Annotated in this window: 19 protein-coding genes; 7 read left to right on the top strand and 12 right to left on the bottom strand. The window is 44.3% G+C overall.

What is annotated here, in order from left to right; translation table 11 throughout:
* Window positions 1-91: 91 nt before the first annotated feature.
* Together uspB and ftnA are read right to left on the bottom strand one after the other, a co-directional pair.
* Complete coding sequence (uspB, locus tag AB4513_RS02540; RefSeq protein WP_009848060.1) at window positions 92-415, bottom strand: universal stress protein UspB; 324 nt, start codon at window positions 413-415, stop codon at window positions 92-94.
* Window positions 416-483: 68 nt separating this feature from the next.
* A complete protein-coding gene (gene ftnA / locus AB4513_RS02535) occupies window positions 484-1,011 on the bottom strand; it encodes a non-heme ferritin (RefSeq protein ID WP_004735556.1) in 528 nt (175 codons plus the stop codon).
* Window positions 1,012-1,200: 189 nt separating this feature from the next.
* On the opposite strand from ftnA, the gene uspA reads away from it, so the two are divergent.
* Together uspA and AB4513_RS02525 are read left to right on the top strand one after the other, a co-directional pair.
* Window positions 1,201-1,635, top strand: coding sequence for a universal stress protein UspA (uspA, locus tag AB4513_RS02530; protein ID WP_009848061.1), 435 nt, complete (start codon window positions 1,201-1,203; stop codon window positions 1,633-1,635).
* 52 nt (window positions 1,636-1,687) lie between these two features.
* Window positions 1,688-2,566 (top strand): carboxylate/amino acid/amine transporter, encoded by an 879-nt coding sequence (locus tag AB4513_RS02525; protein WP_017103435.1) that lies wholly within the window; start codon window positions 1,688-1,690, stop codon window positions 2,564-2,566.
* 145 nt (window positions 2,567-2,711) lie between these two features.
* Here the strand turns inward: AB4513_RS02525 and AB4513_RS02520 are convergent, their stop codons facing one another.
* The 3 genes from AB4513_RS02520 to AB4513_RS02510 all read right to left on the bottom strand — a co-directional run bounded on the left by AB4513_RS02520 (window position 2,712) and on the right by AB4513_RS02510 (window position 7,431).
* Window positions 2,712-3,302 carry a hypothetical protein gene (locus AB4513_RS02520; RefSeq protein WP_017103434.1) on the bottom strand — a complete coding sequence of 197 codons (591 nt, stop codon included), beginning with the start codon at window positions 3,300-3,302 and terminating at the stop codon, window positions 2,712-2,714.
* Between the two features lie 121 nt (window positions 3,303-3,423).
* Window positions 3,424-4,203, bottom strand: a complete 780-nt coding sequence (locus AB4513_RS02515; RefSeq protein ID WP_065679634.1) for a class I SAM-dependent methyltransferase — start codon at window positions 4,201-4,203, stop codon at window positions 3,424-3,426.
* A 120-nt stretch (window positions 4,204-4,323) separates the two neighbouring features.
* On the bottom strand, window positions 4,324-7,431 hold the full coding sequence (locus tag AB4513_RS02510) for an EAL domain-containing protein (RefSeq protein ID WP_346762942.1): 3,108 nt from the start codon (window positions 7,429-7,431) through the stop codon (window positions 4,324-4,326).
* Window positions 7,432-7,557: 126 nt separating this feature from the next.
* Between AB4513_RS02510 and asnC the strand changes: the two genes are divergently transcribed.
* Window positions 7,558-8,022 carry a transcriptional regulator AsnC gene (asnC, locus tag AB4513_RS02505; protein WP_009848066.1) on the top strand — a complete coding sequence of 155 codons (465 nt, stop codon included), beginning with the start codon at window positions 7,558-7,560 and terminating at the stop codon, window positions 8,020-8,022.
* Window positions 8,023-8,090: 68 nt separating this feature from the next.
* Here asnC and prlC read toward each other — a convergent pair whose 3' ends face one another.
* A complete protein-coding gene (gene prlC, locus AB4513_RS02500; protein WP_102257538.1) occupies window positions 8,091-10,133 on the bottom strand; it encodes an oligopeptidase A in 2,043 nt (680 codons plus the stop codon).
* Between the two features lie 279 nt (window positions 10,134-10,412).
* On the opposite strand from prlC, the gene AB4513_RS02495 reads away from it, so the two are divergent.
* The 4 genes from AB4513_RS02495 (at window position 10,413) to AB4513_RS02480 (ending at window position 15,089) form a co-directional block, all read left to right on the top strand.
* Complete coding sequence (locus AB4513_RS02495; RefSeq protein WP_029224298.1) at window positions 10,413-11,252, top strand: 23S rRNA (adenine(2030)-N(6))-methyltransferase RlmJ; 840 nt, start codon at window positions 10,413-10,415, stop codon at window positions 11,250-11,252.
* Window positions 11,253-11,440: 188 nt separating this feature from the next.
* Window positions 11,441-12,796 carry a glutathione-disulfide reductase gene (gene gorA, locus AB4513_RS02490; protein WP_102257537.1) on the top strand — a complete coding sequence of 452 codons (1,356 nt, stop codon included), beginning with the start codon at window positions 11,441-11,443 and terminating at the stop codon, window positions 12,794-12,796.
* 202 nt (window positions 12,797-12,998) lie between these two features.
* Window positions 12,999-14,696 carry a hypothetical protein gene (locus tag AB4513_RS02485; protein ID WP_102257536.1) on the top strand — a complete coding sequence of 566 codons (1,698 nt, stop codon included), beginning with the start codon at window positions 12,999-13,001 and terminating at the stop codon, window positions 14,694-14,696.
* 141 nt (window positions 14,697-14,837) lie between these two features.
* On the top strand, window positions 14,838-15,089 hold the full coding sequence (locus AB4513_RS02480; protein ID WP_017103429.1) for a DUF6482 family protein: 252 nt from the start codon (window positions 14,838-14,840) through the stop codon (window positions 15,087-15,089).
* Between the two features lie 92 nt (window positions 15,090-15,181).
* Here the strand turns inward: AB4513_RS02480 and AB4513_RS02475 are convergent, their stop codons facing one another.
* The 6 genes from AB4513_RS02475 to AB4513_RS02450 all read right to left on the bottom strand — a co-directional run bounded on the left by AB4513_RS02475 (window position 15,182) and on the right by AB4513_RS02450 (window position 23,271).
* On the bottom strand, window positions 15,182-16,423 hold the full coding sequence (locus AB4513_RS02475; RefSeq protein WP_102257535.1) for an NADH:ubiquinone reductase (Na(+)-transporting) subunit B: 1,242 nt from the start codon (window positions 16,421-16,423) through the stop codon (window positions 15,182-15,184).
* 198 nt (window positions 16,424-16,621) lie between these two features.
* Window positions 16,622-17,608 carry an SPOR domain-containing protein gene (locus AB4513_RS02470; RefSeq protein WP_102257534.1) on the bottom strand — a complete coding sequence of 329 codons (987 nt, stop codon included), beginning with the start codon at window positions 17,606-17,608 and terminating at the stop codon, window positions 16,622-16,624.
* Between the two features lie 188 nt (window positions 17,609-17,796).
* Window positions 17,797-18,735 carry an ABC transporter permease gene (locus tag AB4513_RS02465; protein ID WP_004735541.1) on the bottom strand — a complete coding sequence of 313 codons (939 nt, stop codon included), beginning with the start codon at window positions 18,733-18,735 and terminating at the stop codon, window positions 17,797-17,799.
* A gap of 2 nt (window positions 18,736-18,737) precedes the next feature.
* Complete coding sequence (locus AB4513_RS02460; protein WP_009848074.1) at window positions 18,738-19,715, bottom strand: ABC transporter permease; 978 nt, start codon at window positions 19,713-19,715, stop codon at window positions 18,738-18,740.
* 180 nt (window positions 19,716-19,895) lie between these two features.
* Window positions 19,896-21,449 carry an ABC transporter substrate-binding protein gene (locus AB4513_RS02455; RefSeq protein WP_009848075.1) on the bottom strand — a complete coding sequence of 518 codons (1,554 nt, stop codon included), beginning with the start codon at window positions 21,447-21,449 and terminating at the stop codon, window positions 19,896-19,898.
* 94 nt (window positions 21,450-21,543) lie between these two features.
* Window positions 21,544-23,271, bottom strand: a complete 1,728-nt coding sequence (locus AB4513_RS02450; protein ID WP_009848076.1) for an ABC transporter ATP-binding protein — start codon at window positions 23,269-23,271, stop codon at window positions 21,544-21,546.
* Window positions 23,272-24,131: the final 860 nt, after the last annotated feature.

Below are 24,131 nucleotides of genomic sequence, written 5' to 3'. Positions count from 1 at the left end.
TAAGCAAGCCACTGTTTGGTTTGGCTTAGCGAACCAACAACCGAAGCTTTACACCAAAAACCTAAGCTCTACTTCAATCGTACTAAATGACTTAGACGATGAAAGAAGACAGCAACGTTACACCTAACAGAGCAGAAGAGAGTATGAATAACTGCCTTACACGATCGCACTTCGACGTAAAAACTTCGTCGTGATGGTGGTGATACTCTTTGCTTTTGATGTAACTAAACAGGCGAACCTGTTTGGTCATATTGCCATGGGTTGTGAAGAAACCACCTCCATCTACTTGTTGATATAGTAGAGGGTGTGCTTCTCGCATAATATAAATGAGTGTTCTTAGCGCAGTAAAGTAACGCGCCCAGTTCACACAAGTCACAACCATTAGTGCAAATAGAATAGTGTCGCCGCTGATCATCCTTTCCTCCTTACATCTTCATAAGAAAACTCAAAAGAAAAAGATAATCAGTGTCTTTCTCGTACTACCTATACGGCAGGAGCTTCCATAATTGAAGATGAACCATCTTTTGCCAATTGCGCTAAGTCTTTATCAATAAAGAACAATGCTTTACCGTCTTCACCAACAAGCTCTAGCTTATCCAATACACCTTTAAACAACTTCTCTTCTTCGTGTTGCTCTGCAACGTACCATTGCAGGAAGTTAAAGGTTGAGTAATCTTGTGTGCTGAAAGCAACGTGAGCCAGTTTGTTGATCTTTTGAGTAATCATTTGCTCATGTTCGTAAGTTTCACGGAACACAGCCCCAAGGCTATCAAATTCATGTTTTGGCGCTTCAATCGCACCTAAAATTGGCATTGCACCTGTCTCACTTACGTAAGTAAAAAGACGCTGCATGTGTTCCATTTCTTCGACTGCATGAACACGCAGAAACTCTGCTGCACCTTCAAATCCTTTATCTTCACACCAAGCACTCATTTGTAAGTATAGGTTGGATGAGAAAAATTCTAGATTAATTTGATCGTTCAGTTGCTCTACCATAGTTTTTGATAGCATTTAAGACTCCTAATTACATCTTCAGTTTTCTCTACTATATCACTATTTTATGAATATCTCGCAGGCCATTAGTTAACCAATATTTCGAGCAAACATTACGCAAGACAGTGGATATGAGATCACTTCAGCAAAAAAAGGCATTGCATAGTGCTAGTCTTTAGTTAGGCAATGAATAGAAGAGGTAGCGATATGAGTTACAAACATATTTTGGTCGCAGTCGATTTATCAGATGACAGCAAATTACTTGTGGATAAAGCGGTAGCATTGGCTAAGCCATTGGAAGCCAAAGTCTCTTTTATCCATATCGATATTAATTATGCAGAGCTCTATACCGGCCTTATTGATATCAACATGGCAGAAACCCAGCACAACGCGATGGAAGCATCTCGAGTTCAGCTACAAAATTTTGCAGAACACGCTCAATACCCTATTACCCACACCTTAGTGGGCAGCGGCGACCTGAGTCATGAACTGTGTGACACCATCAATGAATTCAATGTTGATTTAGTGGTTTGTGGGCACCATCAAGACTTCTGGAGCAAATTGCTCTCTTCAACACGACAACTGATCAATGCCTCGCCGGTTGATATGCTGGTCGTGCCTCTAAGAGATTCAGAAGACTAATGAATTAAGGTTAGGTAACATACAGCTCATATCTTATTAACGAAGTTTTTATATGAGCTATTTAGCTAGTGTTACCCTCTTATGGGCCTTCTCTTTTAGCCTGATCGGCGTTTACCTTGCTGGTCAGGTTGATTCTTGGTTCTCTGTATTAATGCGTGTTGCCCTTGCTGGCATTGTATTTCTTCCTTTCCTGAAGTTTCGAGGTATCTCGCGTAAGCTGATCGCTAAGTTGATGGCGATTGGTGGTATCCAGCTTGGGCTGATGTACTGCTTCTATTACCAGTCTTTCTTGCTGCTATCCGTTCCTGAAGTCCTTCTGTTTACCGTTTTTACCCCAATTTACGTCACGCTTATTTATGACTTCCTCAAAGGACAATTCTCTCCGTGGTATTTAGTGACAGCGGCGATTGCTGTATTGGGCGCTGTATTCATTAAATTCGCGGGTATCAACGAAAACTTTTTAGTCGGTTTCCTCGTAGTCCAAGGTGCAAACCTGTGCTTTGCTATCGGCCAAGTTGCTTACAAAGTAGTGATGGAGAAGGAATCGACAGAGTTACCTCAGCGCACAGTATTTGGTTACTTCTATTTGGGTGCGTTATGCGTCGCTTCGGTTGCTTTCATACTCTTAGGTAACCCTGAGAAGCTGCCAACAACCACTCTTCAATGGGGCATCCTGATTTATCTTGGCTTGATTGCTTCGGGGCTAGGTTACTTTATGTGGAATAAAGGTGCATGCATGGTGAATGCTGGTGCACTGGCTGTAATGAACAACGCCTTAGTTCCAGCCGGCCTTGTAGTGAACATCCTTATTTGGAACAGAGACGTCGACTTGATTCGATTGGCCATTGGCGGCGCGGTTATCTTGTTCTCTCTATTCGTCAACGAGACATGGGTGAAAAAGCGTGTTGCGAGATCCACAAGCAACGCCTAACCGCTTTCACTGAGCTAAGTGAACTAAACTAAGCTAAGTGAGCAGAGCTAAATGAGTTAGCTCTGATAACCCCAAAAAGCAAAAGAGCGACCTTAGGTCGCTCTTTTTAAATCATCGTTGTAGCAATAAGTTATCCGTACCAGTTTCAGTGAATGTGACTATGGCTCACTACCTGAGTCTTGGTTTCAGTGAAAGCGACGTCATCAAGTTGTAGGTTGATACGTTCAAGGTTACTTTCCAGTTTTTGACTTTTCTTAAACAGCTTTTGCTGCTTCTTAATCATCTTCGCGAGCTTTTTGTTGTACTTCTCTTGTTTCTTAGCCGCTTTCTTCGCTCGCTTGAGGTCGGCTTTTTCATCACCACTCGCATTAGCGATTCGTTTTTTCAGTTTGGCTTTTTTCTGTGATGCATTTTTATCTACAACATTAGGGGCAATATCAGCAGCGGCTGGATCGAACATTTGTACGCTCGGCTCAATTGTCTCGCTGATTTCCGCAAGCGATAACTCGGGTGCAGGTAATGTTTCCGCTAGTAGGCCGCATGCGGCTTTTTCTTCAACGGGTTTATTTTGACAGCCAAGAGGTGGAATTGCGGTTGGTTTGCATAGGTTCGCTTGATCCGCCGAAGAACGCGCACAAGAACGACACACAAATTTAGGTTCAGTAACCAAGCTGTGGATCTCTCCTAGGTGTTCAGTGATATCTCGACGGTTTAACTTACAAAAGCGTTTAGCCATGCTACAACTCCAGCTAAGAATAATAATGATTCTTAGTTAGATATACATCCGTAACGCGACTATCGCAAGTGTTAAATGGTGATTTATCGTATTTATGACGGGAAATTTTCTTAGCGTGTCTCTAAGTCATTGATGCTTTCACATACACATCAAAACGGTTCTTTTTAGTTTCGATTGCCATGCTCGGTTTTTGCTCGTCTAACCATGCTGCGTAATCCGGTCTTTTGACCACAACGCGCTTAGTTGCCAGCTTCATCGCAGGCTCAAACAAGCCATCGGCATCCAGATCGGCGCCAACCAAAGATTGGAATACTCGCATCTCTTTCTTAACCAAAGCCGACTTCTTCTTGTTCTCTGGGTGTGGGTACATAGGATCGAGGTACACCACATCAGGCTGTTCGAAGTTAGGGTCGTTGCTAAGTTTATCCAGCGCATCGTGACTTGAAGCGTGAATCAACTTCATACGTTCGCTAACCCAACCGCCGATATCTGGGTCTTTTTTTGCTCTCTGCAGGCCGTCATCCAATAATGCAGCCACAACTGGATGTCGCTCTACCATCTGCACTTTACAGCCCAACGAAGCCAATACAAATGCGTCACGCCCTAAGCCTGCTGTACCATCAAGAATAGTTGGCGTTGCACCTTTGTTTAAACCTGCCGCTTTAGCAATTGCCTGACCTTTACCACCACCAAACTTACGTCTGTGACCGACTGCGCCTCCCACTAAATCAACAAAAATAGCGCCAAGCTTAGGCTCATCGACTTTACGTAGCTCAAGTCGCTCGCAAGTCAGTACCAAAGCAAAATCGCTGTTTTCATCATGAGATAAATTCCAACGGGTCGCTAAGTCATTTAGATGATCGATTTGGGTAGCATCTTCGCAAATCAGTTGTAGTTGCAAGGTCGTCTCCAACAGACAGTAGTATTCAAAACAAAAGAGGCAACCAGTTTACCTGATTGCCTCAACAATACATATTAGCGGTGAAAAGTATTCACAGCTCGGTCGGCTTACCTAAACCAATTACTCTATCTCTCGTTCTTGCCTTAACTCTTCAACAAGCTCGGCCAGTGGCTTCGGTCGGCCAATAACATAGCCCTGAGCGTAGTTAACACCGAGTTCAATCAACTTATCGAGAACCTGAGTATTTTCAACAAACTCAGCCACCGTGTGCTTGCCCATCTGCTTCGCTAAATCATTGATCGAACGAACCATCACATAGTCCATCTCGTTAACATCAATATCACGCACAAACAGGCCATCAATTTTCACAATATCAACGGGCAATGCCTTCAGATATCCGAATGACGATAAGCCTGAACCAAAATCATCCAGAGCAATCAAACAGCCGAGCTCTTTAATTCGAGTAAAGAACTTGATTGCCTGCTTCATATTACTCATGGCGGCCGTTTCAGTGATCTCTAAACAAATCTTATGGCAAGGCACTGATGAGTTCGCCAAACTTTCAATCAAGAATTCAACAAACTCTCGGTTACCCATCGAGTGACCAGAAAGGTTTATCGAACACATCCCCAAATCATCAACGAGATGTGGGCGTTGCTCCAACCAATTCAACGTCTGACTGACGACTTGGCGATCAATCAAATGCGCGATGTTATAGCGCTCGGAGGCTGGCATGAAGATCCCCGGTGAAATGTACTCACCTTGGACGTTCTTGATCCGCACCAGTATCTCAAAGTGCATTTTGTTGCTATTTCCCTCTAGACCAAGAATACGTTGGGCAAATAACTCCAAGCGATCATTGGCTAAGGCTTCGTGTACCAAGTTAACGCATTCCATTTCTAAATGGCGACGGCGCAGATCTTCATCATCTAGATGATAAAGGTGATAACGATTTCGCCCTTCCTCTTTAGCGGCATGGCAAGCGGCATCCGCCTGTGCATGCACCATTTGTGATGAAGCGGCAGTATGGTCAATCAATCGAATTCCGATAGAACAAGTAAGATTGAGGTGAATATCACCCCATAAGAATGGATTCTCACTCATCATCGATATAATACTGTGACAGACATTGACAGCATCTCGCTCAGTACAGTCTTTGATTAATACCGCAAACTCATCTCCCCCCATCCGAGCTAACACAGCATTGTAAGGAAGCACATCTTCTATCAGATTAGCGCTAAATAAGATCGCGGCATCACCCGCTTCATGCCCAGCAGTATCGTTCAATACTTTCAATTGGTCCAAATCTAAGAACAACATCGCATGAGTTCTCATATGACTCTCGACCTCTTTCAGCGCCTTTTGTAGCTCTTGCTCAAAGTGGTTGCGGTTGAAAGTGTCTGTAAGCAGGTCATAACGCGCTTGGTATTCTAACTTTTCAGAAAGTTCGCGGGTTTCAGTAATATCCTCTCCCACAATCAACAGCTGACCCGAGTCGACCAATGGACGAATATTTTCACGAATCCAGATCGTTCTACCGTCCGCATGACGATACTCGATATCACGACGCCACACGCCGCGAATTTTGTGCTGTGGTTGCAACAAGATATGACGAGGAATCATCGCGTTCTCATCCACATAAAATTCTCTAGGGCGATGCCCCAAAAGCAGATCAAGTGGATAACCTAGTAATTCTTCAGCAAACTGGTTCACTTGCTGAATGCGATTATTGACATCCAGTGTAATCATCATCACCGGCTGCTTGTCGTAATACAGTTTGAGATTCGCTTCACGTTGGAATAATTTGTTCTCAGCAAGCTTTCGTGAGGTAACATCACGAGCTTCAAATAAGAACTGAATGGTGTCCTCTTCACTGTTCGGCATCGGCTTTAAAGAGATATCTAGCACCATTCCACCACGATCACGGCACCATACCTCAGCCTCAAATCGTAGGGTTGGATAATCATCCCTTTCAGCAAAATACTCCTTCAGCACTTCGCCAGCGGCACCCTCCCAATATTCTTGGAGAGGTGTTCCTAATTTATAACCTTGATTATAAAGAAGCTCATGCAGCTTACTGTTGCTCGACAGCAGTACACCGCCTTTATCAAGAATACCCATGTACTGTAGACTTTGATCGAATATCGACTCTAGTAACAGCTGGCTTTGTCGGCTAGCACGCTCACTTTTCTTGAGGCGGTTGAGGTAGTAAACCAAGGTCGCAATAACACACGACATAACCAGAAACAGCAAACCTATTGTTCGAATTTCATCGTGATAACGCACCAAGAATGACTGAGGCTTATTGAGAAAAGTAATTGAAGCTTCATTCTCAGTTCCCAGCCCCCAGCGTGACATCTGTTGGTAGTCGAGTTTAATTTCCGATGCGCCAGGTGCGACTAAAGGCAGAGGTTCATTTGGGTTTGCTAATACCTTTAGTAAAACACGTCCCGTATCTCGACCTTGCGTTTCACCACTTTGAATAACACCGCCTATCGCCCCAAAACCCAACCCCAAATCGTGCACCATATACAGTGGCATTTGGGTTTTAATGTTCAATTGTCGCCAGTCTTCAACGCTACTCACGTTGCCTTTAGCATCGCGATAATATGCCCAAAAGAGTAAGCTCTGATCTAGATCGGTTCGCTGAGAAAACGCAATTAACTCTTGGTAAGAGTCAGGCACATAGTGCTCCAGCAAATCGGAAAAGTTGGGGTGAGCCTCAATAGAACGATCAATTTGTGAGCGGATAGCCTCACCTGTTACTGAATGGTCAGTAACAATGTATATCTTCTTTATGTTTGTTTGAAGACGCTTAATTAGCTCAATATTACCCAATAAATCAATATCTTCAGTAATGCCCGTCGCATTCAAACCTTCAATCATTTCAGGAGTAAAATTGTTGATACCACCAAAGATTACTGGCGTATCTTTGAGATCGGGCGCAAGGCGCTTCATTAAATTAAGGGCGTTATTGTCACTGACTACAACCGCAGCAAATTCTTCATGCATCAACTTGGTGTGATAAAGCTGATAAACGCGCTCTAAGTATTCTGGGTTTTGAGTTCGTTTACTATCCAAATAAACAACTCGATACGATAGTCGATCACGCTCCAGTTCTTCTGATAATCCTTTGTGGAAATCATCAGTCCAGAAAAAACCCTGATGATAAGAGTGAATAACCAACACATCTTTTGTTTGAGCTGAAACAAAAGCACTCCAACACATAACAATCAAAAACAACGAAAATCGCACTGAATTCACCCTAACACTATAGTTGCTGCTAATATTATCACCCTTGGCTATGATGTGTACTAAAGCCGGTATGTTTTTTATTCACCCTAAGGATTATGCATGTCCACAACTACAGCTCGTCTGGATGATCTAGACCGTGCCATTCTCAAAACCTTAATGGAAGATGCGCGCACGCCTTATGCTGAAATGGCAAAGAAATTCGATGTCAGCCCCGCGACGATTCACGTTCGTATCGAAAAGATGAGATCAGCCGACATTATTGAGCGAACCGAGGTTGTGGTAAACACCAAGAAGCTTGGTTACGACGTGTGTTGTTTTATTGGTATCAACCTCAATGCAGCTCGTGATTACCACTCAGCCATTGCCAAACTGAATGCATTAGATGAAGTGGTTGAGGCGTACTACACCACTGGCGCCTACAACATTTTCGTTAAACTGATGTGTAAATCGATCGAAGAGTTACAGTTCGTACTGATCGATAAATTGCAGGCGATTGACGAGGTTCAATCGACTGAGACACTGATTTCATTGCAGAACCCTATCAACCGCAATGTAAATCCATAATCGTTTGATAAATCGATACAAAAAGAGCCTCACAAGGAGGCTCTTTTCACATTCTGACTAGCACAATATTAAGCGCTGATACCCGCATGACGCAGCATCGCGTCGATTTGAGGCTCACGACCACGGAAGCGTTTGAACAGCTCCATTGGCTCTTCACTACCACCCATTTCAAGGATGTTGTTCAGGAAGCGATTACCGGTTTCAGTGTTGAAGATACCCTCCTCTTCAAATGCTGAGAACGCATCTGCCGATAACACTTCTGCCCACAGGTAGCTGTAGTAACCCGCGCTGTAGCCACCAGCAAAGATATGCCCAAAGCTGTGTGAGAAGCGGTTCCAATCAAGGCTTGGCAATACAGAAACCTTAGACTTAACGTCGGCTAACGTTTCTAGTACGCGAGCACCGACTTCTGGATCGTATTCTGTGTGCAGTGTGAAATCGAACAGGCCAAGCTCTAGCTGACGCAGGATAAACATCGCAGATTGGAAGTTTTTCGCCGCTAGCATCTTCTCTAGCATCTCTTTCGGTAACGCTTCACCCGTTTCGAAATGACCAGAGATGAACGACAACGCCTCCTCTTCCCAACACCAGTTCTCGAGGAACTGACTTGGCAACTCAACCGCGTCCCAAGGCACGCCATTGATACCAGAAACCGCACTCGCATCAACTTGCGTTAACATATGGTGAATACCGTGGCCGAATTCGTGGAACAAGGTTACCACTTCATCGTGCGTAAATAGCGCAGGCTTATCACCGACTGGCTTGTTGAAGTTACACGTTAGGTAAGCCACTGGCGTTTGTAACTCGCCAGATTGAGTAATGCGACGACCGCGACAGTCATCCATCCAAGCGCCGCCACGTTTGTGCTCACGTGCGTATAGATCTAGGTAGAAGCTACCGCGCAATGTGCCTGTCGCATCAAAGATGTCGAAGAAGCGCACTGAATCATGCCATGTATCCACACCTTCACGCTCAGTCACCGACATACCAAACACACGGTTCAGTACTTCGAACAAGCCAGAAACCGCGTTCGACTCAGGGAAGTATGGACGAAGCTCTTCATCAGAGATCTCGAACAAGTTCTGTTTTTGTTTCTCGCTGTAGTAAGCGATGTCCCACAGGTTTAGCTCAGAGACACCAAACTCTTTTTCAGCAAACTGACGTAGCTCTTCGACTTCGCGCTCACCTTGTGGTTTGGCTTTTACTGCTAGGTCGTTAAGGAAACCAAGTACTTGGTCTGGCGTTTCTGCCATCTTAGTCGACAGAGATTTTTCGCTGTAAGTGCTAAAGCCAAGCATGCGTGCGATCTCGTGACGCAGCTTAAGTTGTTCAGTGATGATCTCAGTGTTGTCCCACTTACCAGCATTTGGACCGCGATCTGAAGCGCGAGTTACGTAGGCTTCGTACAGTTCTTTACGCAGTTCTTGGTTATCACAGTACGTCATCACTGGTAGATATGAAGGGATGTCCAGAGTCAGTAGATAACCTTCCTGCTCTTTAGCTTGTGCCGCGGCTTGTGCTGCTGCCAATGCCGATTCAGGCATACCAGCCAGTTCAGCCACGTCTGTAACTTGCTTGCTCCAACCCATGGTTGCATCAAGCACATTGTTTGAGAATTGAGAACCTAGCTCAGACTGGCGCTTACTGATCTCACCGTAGCGATGCTGTTCGTCCGCTGGTAAGCCAATGCCTGATAATTCAAAATCACGCAGTGCGTCAGTGATGGTTTTTTGTTGAGCTTGGTTTAATGCCGAGAATGCTTCGCTCGCCTTGATCGCTTTATACGCTTCGAACAAACCTTTGTGTTGGCCGACCCACGTGCCGTACTCAGAAAGTACTGGTAGGCAGCTCTCATAAGCGTCACGCAGTTCGTCGCTGTTCATAACAGAATTCATATGGCTTACAGGAGACCAAATGCGGCCTAAACGATCATCCACTTCTTCAATCGGAGCAACGAGGTTGTCCCAGCTTGGTGAAGTATTACCTTCAAGTACTTGTTCTATTTTGTTGCGACACTCTTCAATCACTTGCTCAACCGCTGGCTTAACGTGCTCAGGTTTGATCTGTGAAAACGGAGGTAAGTCCGTGAAGGTTAATAGCGGATTAGACATATAAACATTCCTTTGGCTTTAGAGACTTTCGTCTTTTTTGTAATGAGGTCGTCTTACAGTCATCAGGCTAAGGATCGCCCTAAAAAATCACCTGCGAATAGTTATTAAATAGTGTCCATGAAGGCAAATTTCAATAGTAGAACCAATAACTAACTGCATATTGCGAACAGCTGTTCCTGAATTGTTCGAGAATTTATGGTCCATTGGGGGTTATAATAGTCAAATTAACCCCACCTACACTAACCACACTCTAATTCGAGAGTGTTACGAGAGTTTAATTTGTTAAGTTATCGCCACAGCTTCCACGCGGGCAACCATGCCGACGTGGTAAAGCATATCGTACAGAGCCTTATTCTTAATTCTTTGAAACAGAAGGATAAGCCTTTTGTTTACCATGACACTCACTCTGGTGTAGGTCGTTACGACTTAACGCATGAATGGTCTGAAAAAACGGGCGAATACAAGCAAGGTATTGCACGCGTCTGGGCACAAACAGAACTTCCTGAAGACATTCAAAGCTACCTTGAGTCTATCTCAGCACTCAACAATGGCGAAAAACTGCGTTTCTACCCAGGTTCACCACGTGTAGCACGTGCGCACCTACGTGACCAAGACCGCATGGTATTAACCGAACTTCACCCTGCAGACCACCCGCTGCTTGAGCAAGAGTTCCACCGCGATCGTCAGGTGTCTATCTATAAAGAAGATGGCTTCCAACGCTTAAAAGGCAGCCTGCCACCAAAAGAGCGTCGTGGTTTGGTGCTAATCGATCCGCCTTACGAACTGGCAAAAGAGTATCGTGATGTTGTGACTGCGATTGCTCAAAGCCATAAACGCTGGGCAACTGGTATCTACGCAATTTGGTACCCAGTGGTAAACCGCTGTGATATCGAAGACATGATCGAAGGACTTGAAGGCTTAGGCATCAACAAGATTCTACAAATCGAACTTGGCGTATCACCAGACACCAATGAGCGTGGCATGACAGCATCAGGCATGATTGTTATCAACCCGCCTTGGAAGCTAGAAAGCCAAATGAACGAAATTCTTCCATTCTTGAAGGAAGCAATTGCGCCGGCAACCGGTCACTTCAAAGTAGAGTGGATCGTACCCGAGTAATCTCGAACTTAACGTCATGCTCTGACGAATATTCAGCAGATTGTGACGTACACGAATAAATTTTAAACAGGGAGATTGAGTTCAACCGATCTGCCCTCAATATAATAATTAGACAATTTAAGAATCTATAGGACGTAGGTGTTCAGTGCGCTCACTGTACCCACAGCCTTCAATAAATGGAGAAAGTAATGGCGACTCATTTTGATTACATCTGTATCGGCGGCGGTTCAGGCGGCATCGCATCAGCTAACCGCGCAGCAATGCACGGTGCAAAAGTTGCACTTATCGAAGCTCAAGACCTTGGTGGTACTTGTGTAAACGTTGGTTGTGTTCCTAAAAAGGTTATGTGGCACGGTGCTCAAGTTGCTGAAGCGATCAACCTATATTCAAAAGACTACGGCTTCGACGTTGACGTAAAAGGCTTCAACTGGGGCAAACTGGTTGAAAACCGCCAAGCGTACATTGGTCGTATCCACAAATCTTACGATCGTGTTCTTGGTAACAACAAAATAAACGTAATCAAAGGCTTTGCTAAGTTTATTGATGAAAAAACCGTTGAAGTTAACGGTGAACACTACACTGCAGATCACATCCTGATCGCAGTAGGTGGTCGTCCAACCATTCCAAACATCCCTGGCGCAGAGCACGGTATCGACTCAAACGGTTTCTTCGACCTGATGGAGCAACCTAAACGTGTTGCTGTTATCGGCGCGGGCTACATCGCAGTAGAAATCGCAGGCGTACTAAGTGCACTTGGCACAGAAACACACCTGTTCTGTCGTAAAGAGTCACCACTTCGCAGCTTCGACCCAATGATTGTTGAAACACTGGTTGAAGTAATGGAAGCGGAAGGTCCAACACTTCACACGCACTCTGTTCCTAAAGAAGTAGTGAAAGAAGCAGATGGCACGCTGACTCTGCACCTAGAGAACGGCAACACTCAAAACGTTGACCACCTAATTTGGGCTATCGGCCGCCACCCAGCAACTGACGCTATCAACCTAGCATCAACTGGCGTTGCAACAAACGACCGTGGCTACATCAAAGTAGATGAGTTCCAAGCAACCAACGTTCCTGGCATCTACTGTGTTGGCGACATCATGGAAGGTGGCATCGAACTAACACCTGTTGCTGTTAAAGCCGGTCGTCAGCTTTCTGAGCGTCTATTCAACGGTCAAACAAACGCAAAAATGGACTACACGCTCGTTCCTACTGTTGTATTCAGCCACCCACCTATCGGCACTATTGGTCTAACGACTCAAGAAGCTGAAGAGCAATACGGCAAAGACAACATCAAGGTATACACGTCTGGCTTTACTGCAATGTACACTGCAGTCACTCAGCACCGTCAACCTTGTAAGATGAAGCTAGTATGTGCTGGCGAAGAAGAGACTGTAGTTGGCCTACACGGCATCGGTTTCACTGTTGATGAAATGATTCAAGGCTTCGGTGTTGCAATGAAAATGGGCGCAACCAAAGCAGATTTCGACTCTGTTGTGGCGATTCACCCAACGGGCAGCGAAGAATTCGTTACCATGCGATAAACCACTGTAAGTCAAAGAAATATTATACAAAAGCCGACCTATGTCGGTTTTTTTTGTTTTTTACCGTATGGTTGGGATATTTATTAACCGAACAGCATTTTACATACTTAACTTGGAATCAAGATCAAACTACAATCGCGCGCTATAAAATTACACGCATAAAAAAAACAATTAGCTCTAATACATGAAGGATGTACGAGTAATGAAAAAAGTGAGTATTCTCGCAGCAGCGATTGCAGTGGCTTTAACAGGTTGTGGTAGCGACAGTTCTAATTCAGGTGTCACAACACCGCCAGGACCATCCACAACAACCAACAAGTTTATCGATGCCGCTGTTGAAGGTATCTACTACAGCACTAGCTCTGGTTCAAAGGGCATCACAAACAGCGAAGGCGAATTTACCGCTAAGTCTGACGACACGGTGACCTTCTTCATTGGTGGTGAAAATGGCTTGAAAGTAGGGGCAGCATCAAACCGTGATGTACTGACACCATTTGAAGCAGCGGGCAAATACGACCGAGCTCTAAATTTAGCAATTCTACTTCAGTCTTTAGATAACCAATCTGGCAGCGCTTCTGATGAAGTACTGACAATTCCAGATGCGCTGCGCGAACCTGATGCAGCGACGTTAGCGAAGATGAAAAGCCTAAGTCTAGATGACCGTGATTCTGTTACAGACTTCCTGACAGCGATGGGAGTCACTTCAATTACTAGTGAATCTGAAGCATTGGCTCATATGGAGAAAGCATTCGGAGAAAAATCAGGGACTGTTCGCGGCAGCACTGATGCCAATCCATTTGTAGCGAAAAATGGGCAATTCATTCGCTCAATCATGGTGAGACAGTATGATATTAACGATCCAAACAACCGCCCTAACGACAAGACAATGTTAGTTCACGCTGACAAAATGCTCCCTAAAGCTGTGTTTGAACATACACGTGGCACGCCTTACTTCACTTATCAAGATTCAGCCAATGGTCTTATTGCTGTAAGTGACAGCGACTCTTTATTGTCATACGCAGACGCTGAAAAGTACATCAGCTGTGTATTGACGGGAAGTTCTGCAGGCTGCAATCAAACAGCTCACCCAGACTTCACTCTAAACGCTCCGTTTTCTTACCTTCTGCTTGATAAAAGCAAAGAAAATACCACACCTAAGCCAGGACGTTACGATGAGGTACCTTTCATTGAAGGGAATCAACAAATCCTCAACCACTACACGCCAAATAAACTGGAAGATGATCGAGATGAAGGCGATGCAGACCCTTCATACCAATATGAAACCCTTTCTGGTAGCTATGACCCAATTACAAAAATATACACACAAATTCGTTCAAAAACTGAGTTAAACGACCCATCAAACGAATCTAGTGGAAAGAATCGCATCGAAGAAAGTTTGAATTTCTACTATCACGTAGAAACACCTAGCGACGAAAGGTACGTAGACTTTACTGGCTCTTGGGATACCACTCAGATTTGTGCTGATGGACAAAATGCTGTCATGAGAATGGTATTTGATTCTGAGGGCGCTACCGTATCAGGGAAAGAGTGCAATGCAAACTCACCGGCAGATCTTGAAGACTCAGGCAAGAAGTATACCTATGAAGAGCTTGCTGCAATTGACTATTGGTGGTTTAACATTTCGGGACGTGAATCAAAAGCAACCCTGACAGATTTAAACTCAGTTGTGCGCTTCTGTGATGATACTGACAATGGTTATATTCCTGGTTCAGGAGATAAATGTCCTGTTGATGCAAATGGTAATAACCAAGAATACATCATTAAATGGGAATACCAACCTGCTGGTACCAACTGGGATGAAGGGTTGCTAACTCGCCGTAAAATGACTCCAGACGGATCAACAACAGGCCGTGTTAGCATCATGCAGAAAATCAACTAACCTTTGAGTTAATTTGATTACTTATTAATAAACCAGAAGCTGAGCTTCTGGTTTTTTCATTTTTAACACACATGAACCTTCAAACAACCATCAACGTAGATACAGAAACAAAGAACTATCGAGAACAACATGGAGTTTGTTATGAATCTACTCATTGAATCATTTGAAGGCGGGATCTACTTGGCTTACCAAATCATTGGCGAGCAAAAGCAGTTAATCAAAGACGACCACCAGCACCCAATGAAGTTTTTGAGTGTTAACCAAGCCCGCGACCACTTCAGTGATCAAGGCGTATCGTCAGCAATGCTGATACACAACAGTGCATACGACGAGATGTGCGGTGAGCATTGTGGTAACACCCAACCGTTCGAAATTGATTTGAAATGGAGTTAAATCAACTTCAAATCAATCGCAATAAAAATTGAAAGGCTTGCAGCGATGCAAGCCTTTCTTATGGGAGTAACTTTCCCTGTTCCGCATTAAAATCAGCGCAATGTTCGTTTCTGTCTACGTTTGATGTTTTGCTCTTTCACTACAAAGTCGAACAGCGGAGCAAACAGGTTAGCAAACAAGATCGCCAACATGATGCCCTCTGGATAAGCAGGGTTGAGCACTCGAATACCGACCGTCATCACACCGATCAGAATCCCGTAAGCCCACTTACTCTGATTAGTAAACGCGGCAGAAACTGGGTCGGTTGCCATAAAGAAAGTGCCAAAGGCAACACCGCCCAATACAAAGTGCCAGTAGAACGGCATCGAGAACATCGAGTTGGTATCAGAGCCAATCCAGTTCAGTAAACTCGACGTTGCCACAAGCCCAACAATCACACCAGCCACAATGCGCCAAGACGCTATCTTCATGACGATCAAAATCAGACCCGTCAACATGATGAGCAATGAAGAAACCTCGCCCATCGAGCCCGGAATATTACCGATAAAGGCATCCATCCAAGTGATGGCCTCACCAGTCATGTTGTTGATCAGCGACGAGCTCCCCCCCTCATACCATTGGCTGAGCGGTGTTGCGCCAGAATAACCATCAGCTGCCACCCATACCAAGCCACCGGACATGTTGGCGGGATAAGCAAAGTAAAGAAACGCTCGCCCCGCTAGTGCAGGGTTGAGAAAGTTTCGCCCTGTACCACCAAACAGCTCTTTCGCGACAACGATACCAAAGGTGATACCCAAAGCGGCTTGCCACAACGGGATAGTTGGCGGAAGAATAAGTGCGAACAGTACCGAGCTTACAAAAAAGCCTTCATTCACCTCGTGTTTTCGTACAACGGCAAATAAAACTTCCCAGAAGCCCCCGACCACAAATACGGTGGCATAAACAGGTAGGAAGTAGAGCGCCCCCAAGAACATCTGGCGCCCCCAGTCGCTTGCGACTAAGGACTGTGCATCACCAAACGCCCACGATAAGCGCCAACTGCTCTCTATAAGCGAGGTAAGTTCGTTAAGTTGATAACTGGATGTTAGTACCGAGACACTCTGGTGCCCGACGTTATACATACCCCAAAACATGGCAGGGAAAGTCGCTAGCCACACCAAAATCATTATTCGCTTGAGATCGATACTATCTCGAACGTGGGTCAAGCCTCGGTTTACGTTGCCGGGCGTATAAAAGATGGTGGCAAACGCCTCATAGACAGGGTAAAGCTTTTCGTATTTACCTCCGGCTTCAAAACGCGGGGCTACGTCTTCTAATCGTTTCTTCAAACTCATAATCTCAATCACCTTATTGCTTGAGTTATGGTTTTCTACGCACCAACTGCTCTATTTGAACAATTTTTAGCTATTTTTAATCAAATTTGTATTGAAAATCCGAGTATCCGGAAATCGACCTGATATTGAAAAGAAAGGCGTATAAACAACAAAGCCCCAGCAATGGCTGAGGCTTATTTGATATTACGCACGTCTTCGTTATTTCACACACATCACATTAAGTAGTGAGGAGCCTTTAAGCTGGTTTACGTTACCGTTAGTAAACAGGCCTTTTTTGTCTGCGCCCCAATAAGGCAGGTGCATTGGCCAATTCTGATTTTCCATGACCTTCGACCCTAAGAGACTTTGCCACTGATTTTCACTCAACAGCGTCATATTAATCTTACCACATACTAATTCGGCACTGTCGTAATCGAGTCGGCTCCAAGGTTTACCTTGCTCCATATAAAACTGTTGTTCATCACCTAAAAGATAAGGAATCGCATATTTACTACCCGCAACACTCGCTGTCATGCGTATTTCAATGTTCAGATCATTGTCTGAATTTGCACCATGACTAGGGAAAGCTTGAATGGCAGCAGCACTCGCGACTGCAGTTTTTTGAGCAGCAGCTATCGGCTTCGGCGCTGATTTCGCTGCTACTTTAGCCTTAACTGAGGCTTGATGCTTAACCGTTTTTGGCTCTGCCGTTTTTGACTTCATTGCTTTGGTCACGACCGGTTGTGAAGAAGAGGTCTTCGATTTATCAACCATACGAATAAAGGCTTCGCCATACCCAGAAATCTTACGTACCTGAGCTAAGTCTTTTCTCGCATCAGAGAAGGTAGAATAAGGACCAATTAGGCAGCGATAATCTCCACCTTCGGGCTTCATCCATACGTTAGTTGAAATCTTCTCATACAATGGCTTTGCTTTGCTCAGTGACAAAGGCTTATTCAACAAACCACATTGAACCCAAAACAGCTCATTATCTGAATGATGTTTAGGCGCTTTATTGCCCCAAACGCCTTTACCAATCGGACATGATTGTTCTAGCTGTGGTAACTGATTGGTGCTTGCCTGAGTCGCATCGCATAGAACCGATTCGGCATTAACTTGGCTTGATACCAACAGGGATGCAGCAATAAGCCCCATACGATAATTTCTAACCACAGCACGACATACAACATTCATTGTCAACTTCATAACCACCACTTAAACCCTCTAGGGGTTAATTATTACCGAACAAATGTCGATAAAACATGAATTCCATTTTAAGTACTATTGACTCTATCAATGGTACTAAGTTCCAAATTCATTAAGCAAAAAAAGAGCCGTAATTGCTTACGACTCTTAGTTTAGTGATTTTTTTTACTAAAAATCAAACTGAACTATCACCCTTTATAGATTTTCGGGTTAAACACGTCACGTAACCAGTCGCCTAGTAGGTTGATAACTAGAACCAATGTCACCAAAAGCACACCTGGGAATGCAGTGATCCACCATGCTCCTGAGAAGATGTAGTTAAAACCAGTACTAATCAGAGCACCCAGTGAGGGTTGGTCGACTGGAAGGCCTAAACCTAGGAAAGAAAGTGCCGCTTCTGACATGATGGCATTTGCCACCTGTACTGTAGAGATAACCAAAATCGGTGATAAACAGTTAGGCAGAATATGACGGAACATGATACGAGGTGCTCTAAAGCCCATCACACGTGCCGCTTCTACGTACTCTTTCTTCTTCTCTGCTAATACTGATGCACGAATAGTACGCGCATACTGCGGCCATTCTGCGATACCAATGATCACCACCAGCATCACCACAGCGTATTGTGCATAGAAATCACTACCGAAACTTGCCTTAAAGATGGCCGAGACAATGATCGCAACCATCATGGTTGAGAACGAAAGCTGAACATCAGCGAAGCGCATCAAGAAGCTATCAATACGGCCACCGAAGTAACCTGCAGACAAGCCAATGATGATACCAAGCGTCAGTTGTAGACCTACCGCTAAGAAACCAATAGTCAGTGATAAACGAGAACCGTAAAGCATAGTCGATAAAATATCACGGCCTTGCTCATCCGTTCCTAGCAAGAAGCGTTCTTCGCCGTCTTCCATCCATGATGGTGGAAGTTCTGAGTCCATGATATCAATCGATGTCACGTCGTACGGGTCTGTTGGCGCTAGGATAGGTGCAGCTAGAGCCATCACCAAGAAGATTGAGAAAATGGCGAAGCTCACCATTGCCACTTTGTCGCGTAAGAAGTAATACACAATGTCAGATTGCTTAAAACGTTCCCAGCGAGACGGCACTGTCGATGTCTGTTCCATGATTATGCTCCTTTCCCTGTGATGTTAACGGTTGGGTTGATAACACCGTAAAGCAAATCAACAATCGTGTTAGTCACGACGAAAATAAGACCAACAAAAATAACGTATGCAGTAATCAGTGGTGTATCTACACGGTTGATTGCTTCTAAGAATAAGAAGCCTGTACCTGGCCACTGGAAAACAGTTTCCGTAAGAATGGTGTAAGCCACCATCGTACCAATCTGAACACCACCAACGGTAAGTACCGGTAGCATGGTGTTTTTCAATGCATGTTGGTAATAGATTTTGTTTAGCGCTAGGCCTTTCGCTTTACCAAACTTAATGTATTCAGAACTTAGAACTTCTAACATTTCAGAACGAACTAGACGAATAAACAGCGGCAGCATGATAGATGCCAGAGCAATACTCGGAAGTACTAAGTGTGCAAGGCCATCTAGCGTTAAGAAGCCAGACTCCCAACCAAACCAGTTGGCCGTATCACCACGTCCAAATGACGGCAGCCAACCGAGCTCGATAGAGAACACATACATCAGCATGATTGCAGTTAAGAAAACAGGAACCGAGATACCGACACTACTGCCTGCCATAATCAATTTGGTAAAAAAGCTTTTTGGGTGAATCGCAGAGTAAACGCCGAGTGGGATCGACATACAAACAATAATTAAAGAAGCACCAAATACCAGCTCCAGAGTTGCCACTAGTTTATCTAGAATCACATCAACTGCAGGTCGCTTAAAGAAGTATGAAGTACCAAGATCACCCTGTAGAGCTGCGCCTACAAAGCGAGAGTATTTTGTAACGAAGGGATCATTTAAGCCGAGTTCATCGCGTAGCGCTTGACGCTCCGCCTCTGAAACAGATTGACCGACTAACTCACGTAACGGGTCGCCCAGGTTATCCTGAATGGCAAACGCCACCAAACTGATCACAAACATCACTATCAGTGCCTGAAACAGGCGCTTGACCAGAAACGTAACCATTCCTTGCCCCTTATCTATCCATGACTATCTAATCGAAATCCGCGACTAGACAACAAAAAATTCAGTCTTAAAAAAGGTATTTAGCCAGACTGAAGGAAGACCAAATACCGAAACTTAAATCTATATCTTAATAATATTGAGAGCCTGAAAGCTTCAGGCTCTCGATTCTAGCAAGCTAGATTATTTTACAACTAGGTCGCCGAAGTAAGGCATAACCATTGGGTTTACTACGTCTGCTGCACCTACGTTAGATTTCGCGCCCCACGCTTCACTCTGCCAGTGTAGAGGAACGAAGACTGCATCGTTGTAAAGTGTTGCTTCAACGCCTTTCAGCATCTTAGAACGCTTAACTGGGTCAGTTTCAGTATTAGAAGCTTCTACAATCGCATCCATTTCTGGGTTTGAGTAGCCAGAACAGTTGTATTGACCACGGCCAGTCTCTTCGTTACGAGTCATTGTTAGGAACTCGTTGAAGTTAGCTGAATCTTCAGTATCTGAGTGCCAGCCGATCATCATCATGTCTGCTGAACATAGATCAAATTCTGGCCAGTACTGTGCTTTAGGCATTGTCTTAAGATCAACTTTGATACCAATCTTAGACAGCATTGCCGCAGACGCTTGCGCAACTTTCGCATCGTTCACGTAACGGTTGTTAGGCGCTGCCATAGTTAGTGTAAAGCCGTCTTCGTAGCCCGCTTCTTTCATCAGCTCTTTCGCTTTTTTCAGATCGTAACGAGGAACTAGATCTTCGTTGTGACCCGCGTAGCCTGTTGGGCTCTGCTGACCAGCAGCTGTCGCGAAACCTTTCATGATTTTCTTAACAATACCTTCATTGTTAATCGCATGAACGATTGCTTGACGAACGCGCACATCTTTCAGTGCTTCGTTGCTGTTTTGGTTCATTTGGAACGTAATGATACGAGTACCAGGTAGCGTTACTAGATCGATGTTCTTAGCTTTTTTAACACGCTTGTGATCGTTTGGCGCAACAGGGTGAATCATATCAACGTCGCCAGAAAGAAGTGCTGCTACACGCGTTGCATCTTCTTTGATTGGCACAAGTGTTAGCTTGTCTACGTTACCTTCAGTTTCTGTGTCCCAGTAATCATTGAAACGCTCGAACGTTACTTTAACGCCTTGCTCACGCTGCGTTACGATAAATGGACCAGTACCAGAAACGTTAGTCGAAGCAAACGAGTTACCGTGCTTAACTAGCTCAGATTTGTCATTACCTTCCGCTGTTTGACCAGAGTAGAACTTGCTGTCCATTGGGAAGATGTAGGTTGCTGTTTGTAGTACTAGTGGGTAAGCCGCTTTTGATACTAGCTCAACTGTGTAGTCATCCACTTTTACCATTTTTTCGTATGGCGTGAAGATAGACTTAAAGTCTGGAGAAGCTTGTAGACGTTCAAAAGTCCACACAACATCATCAGCAGTCAGTTCGTTACCAGAGTGGAATTTCACGCCTTTACGTAAGTTAAAGCGGAAAGTCGTTTCATCAACACGCTCCCAGCTAGATGCTAGGCGGCCTTCAAAATCCATCTCTTGAGTGAAACGTACTAGAGGGTCAAACACCATGTGAGACATTTGCAGTGTGCCACCAGACAGCTGCTCGTGCGGGTCAAGTGATACCGGGTCAGCTGCGTAGCCAACGGTAATATCTGCTGCTGCTGCACTAAAGCTTAGGCCAGCTGCCATTAAAGCTACTGCTAATTTGCTTTTCATGGTTTTCATTGCATAACTCCTTCATGCGGGAATCCAGATCCCTAGTTGTTGTATTTGCGTCTGTTTATTGTTTTTAGCAAGCTAAACTCCAGCCTGCTGATTTTTATACCGCGGCTTGTGCCACTGCTTTTTCTTCTCTTAAACCTGTAAATTCAGGCATTAAAGAAATTAGGTGTTTGCTGTATTCATGCTGAGGCGATTGGAATAGCTGCTCAGTTGGCGCTACTTCCAATAGTTCTCCCATTTGCATCACACCAACACGATCACACATTTGGCGAATAACCGGTAAATCGTGACTGATGAACAGCATGGTTAGGTTGAGCTCGTCTTGTAAATCTTTTAATAGGTTAAGGATCTGAGCCTGAACCGACACATCCAGCGCCGAGGTAGGTTCATCACAAATCAAAAGACGTGGACGAGTTGCCAAGGCGCGAGCGATAGAAATACGCTGACGTTGGCCACCTGAGAATTCGTGTGGGTATTTAACCCCAGCCATCTTGCCTAAACCAACGTGCTCTAGCAGGTCGTTAACGATCTGACGAGTTTCATTCTCGTTACGCGTAAGTTTATGGAATCGGATCGGCTCAGCAATGATGTCGAATATCTTCATTCGAGGGTTCATTGATGTATAAGGGTTTTGGAAAACCATCTGCATTTGACGACGCATTGGGCGACGTTCTTTTTCAGATTTAAGTCCCGTAAGATCAACGCCTTCAAACGTTACCTTGCCTGAGTTAGGTGCGTACAAACCAGCAATCACACGAGCAATCGTTGATTTACCCGAACCAGATTCACCAACAAGACCAAAAGTTTCACCTTCATGTACTTCAAAGCTCACGTTATTTGACGCCTGAACGTACTCTCGACGACTCTCAAAGAAAGAATCCTTGGTAGTAAAGCGTAAGTTTACATTTTCAACATTCAACAGTGGACCAGTGTAATCACGGTGATCTTGGCTTTGACCCAACCAATGGTTTTTCACATCAAGTGGTTCCATCTCATGTGCTTCTTCGATGTAGCTCACAAGAGGGAAACGATCAAGTTTACGATCTGAGCGCGGAACCGCGGAGATAAGACTGTGCGTGTAAGGGTGTTCAGGAGTACCAAGGACTTTCGCCGTCGGACCAAACTCAACCAAATCACCACGATACATAACGGCTACGCGATCGGTAACATTAGATACCACACCCATGTCGTGTGTGACCAACATACAACCTACATTCTTCTTAATACATAGGTCGCGAATCAAACCCAAGATCTGGTCTTGAATAGAAACATCCAGTGCGGTTGTTGGTTCATCAGCGATGATTAGGTCAGGTTCACCTGCCAGTGCGATCGCGATAACAACACGCTGACGCATACCGCCAGAGAATTGGTGTGGGTACTGCTTTAAACGGTTTTCTGGTTGCGGAATACCAACTTGGTTCATCAAATCTAATGAGCGCTGGTAGGCTTCTTGATCCGAAACCTTCATGTTGGCATGAATCGTCTCTTTTAACTGCTGTTCTACTGTGAATAGAGGGTTAAGAGAAGTCATTGGATCTTGGAAGATAAAACCAATCTTTGAGCCGCGAACAGAACGCATCTGTTCAGGAGATAAGCCTGAAACTTTTTCACCGTCCAGAAATACCTCGCCGCTAGCAATGCGACCAGGAGGGCTCAGCAAATCGATCACAGCATTACCTACTGTTGATTTGCCTGCACCAGACTCGCCTACAACGCCAACAATTTCACCACGTTCAATGTTGAACGAAAGTGATTTCACTGCGGCGTGAACTCCATGACGAGATGGGTATTCGATACGAAGATTTTTTACTTCTAAAAGTGACATTACCAGACCTCTACTGCTTTGGCAGCTCTCTGCCCTGTCTGCAAAATTGAATCCATTCTTACCAGAATATTGTTCTGATATTTTATACGGTTGACAATTTGGCAAATAATTCACAGAAAAGCAACAAAAATAGGATAAAAAGTCGACATTAAACGCTTAGCAAGTAAAAATGCCACATAAGTATTCACTCGAAGAGCATATAGTAATGAAAACCAGCATTATATTTCCAATAATAAATACTCACAAACCCCTTACTACTGCGTACTTGTAGAGTTAAACATATCATTCAAAGCACATATCCCCACCAGTCACCAAAATCAAATAATTATTCCAAAAAACAATTAACACTATAGAAACAAACGCTAACTTTACCAATTTAAGCAAACAAAACAACCAGATAAAACCAACCCAACAACATATTCAACCATATGAATTTTTTGATAAATACAAACAAGAAAAACGAAAGATTTAATAAATCAAAGGATTTTTTAAACAACAAGATTCGAAGAAATCTGTCAAATACAGGCCTTAGAGAACATATTTAACGTCAAATTTCACTTTTCATAAAAATCCCTAGACCAAACCTATTAATTTGTCGAATAATTGGTGGTGGGTTTTATATAAAATTAGATATCGATCTGCACATTTGATAAAGCAAACCGCTCCGTATAAGCACCATAATGAAGATAAAGGGTAAGAGCCTGCCTTGTTATATGGAGGGGGAGATTTACGGAGGTGACATCAGGCAAGATGTCGAAGCGGTTGAAGTCCCAGCATTCAAAATTGAGGATTACTGAAACGAGAGATGTAAAAAAGCCCCGTAATTCCTGACACGGACGACTAGTTGAGGCTTCTTAAGG

The sequence above is a fragment of the Vibrio sp. 10N.222.54.E6 genome (assembly GCF_041473955.1).
GTDB lineage: Bacteria > Pseudomonadota > Gammaproteobacteria > Enterobacterales > Vibrionaceae > Vibrio > Vibrio tasmaniensis_A.
The sequence above is the reverse complement of the archived record's forward strand: the minus strand, read 5'-3'. Positions and strand labels throughout refer to the sequence as shown.

Bases quoted from the DNA above. Each gene is read 5' to 3' on its own strand.
- AB4513_RS02520 (WP_017103434.1), bottom strand. From the start codon at position 3,302: ATGGCTAAACGCTTTTGTAAGTTAAACCGTCGAGATATCACTGAACAC.
- AB4513_RS02470 (WP_102257534.1), bottom strand. From the start codon at position 17,608: ATGAAGTTGACAATGAATGTTGTATGTCGTGCTGTGGTTAGAAATTAT.
- uspA (WP_009848061.1), top strand. From the start codon at position 1,201: ATGAGTTACAAACATATTTTGGTCGCAGTCGATTTATCAGATGACAGC.
- AB4513_RS02450 (WP_009848076.1), bottom strand. From the start codon at position 23,271: ATGTCACTTTTAGAAGTAAAAAATCTTCGTATCGAATACCCATCTCGT.
- AB4513_RS02485 (WP_102257536.1), top strand. From the start codon at position 12,999: ATGAAAAAAGTGAGTATTCTCGCAGCAGCGATTGCAGTGGCTTTAACA.
- AB4513_RS02525 (WP_017103435.1), top strand. From the start codon at position 1,688: ATGAGCTATTTAGCTAGTGTTACCCTCTTATGGGCCTTCTCTTTTAGC.
- uspB (WP_009848060.1), bottom strand. From the start codon at position 415: ATGATCAGCGGCGACACTATTCTATTTGCACTAATGGTTGTGACTTGT.
- AB4513_RS02510 (WP_346762942.1), bottom strand. From the start codon at position 7,431: ATGTGTTGGAGTGCTTTTGTTTCAGCTCAAACAAAAGATGTGTTGGTT.
- AB4513_RS02475 (WP_102257535.1), bottom strand. From the start codon at position 16,423: ATGAGTTTGAAGAAACGATTAGAAGACGTAGCCCCGCGTTTTGAAGCC.
- gorA (WP_102257537.1), top strand. From the start codon at position 11,441: ATGGCGACTCATTTTGATTACATCTGTATCGGCGGCGGTTCAGGCGGC.
- AB4513_RS02465 (WP_004735541.1), bottom strand. From the start codon at position 18,735: ATGGAACAGACATCGACAGTGCCGTCTCGCTGGGAACGTTTTAAGCAA.
- AB4513_RS02480 (WP_017103429.1), top strand. From the start codon at position 14,838: ATGAATCTACTCATTGAATCATTTGAAGGCGGGATCTACTTGGCTTAC.
- ftnA (WP_004735556.1), bottom strand. From the start codon at position 1,011: ATGCTATCAAAAACTATGGTAGAGCAACTGAACGATCAAATTAATCTA.
- prlC (WP_102257538.1), bottom strand. From the start codon at position 10,133: ATGTCTAATCCGCTATTAACCTTCACGGACTTACCTCCGTTTTCACAG.
- AB4513_RS02455 (WP_009848075.1), bottom strand. From the start codon at position 21,449: ATGAAAACCATGAAAAGCAAATTAGCAGTAGCTTTAATGGCAGCTGGC.
- AB4513_RS02460 (WP_009848074.1), bottom strand. From the start codon at position 19,715: ATGGTTACGTTTCTGGTCAAGCGCCTGTTTCAGGCACTGATAGTGATG.
- asnC (WP_009848066.1), top strand. From the start codon at position 7,558: ATGTCCACAACTACAGCTCGTCTGGATGATCTAGACCGTGCCATTCTC.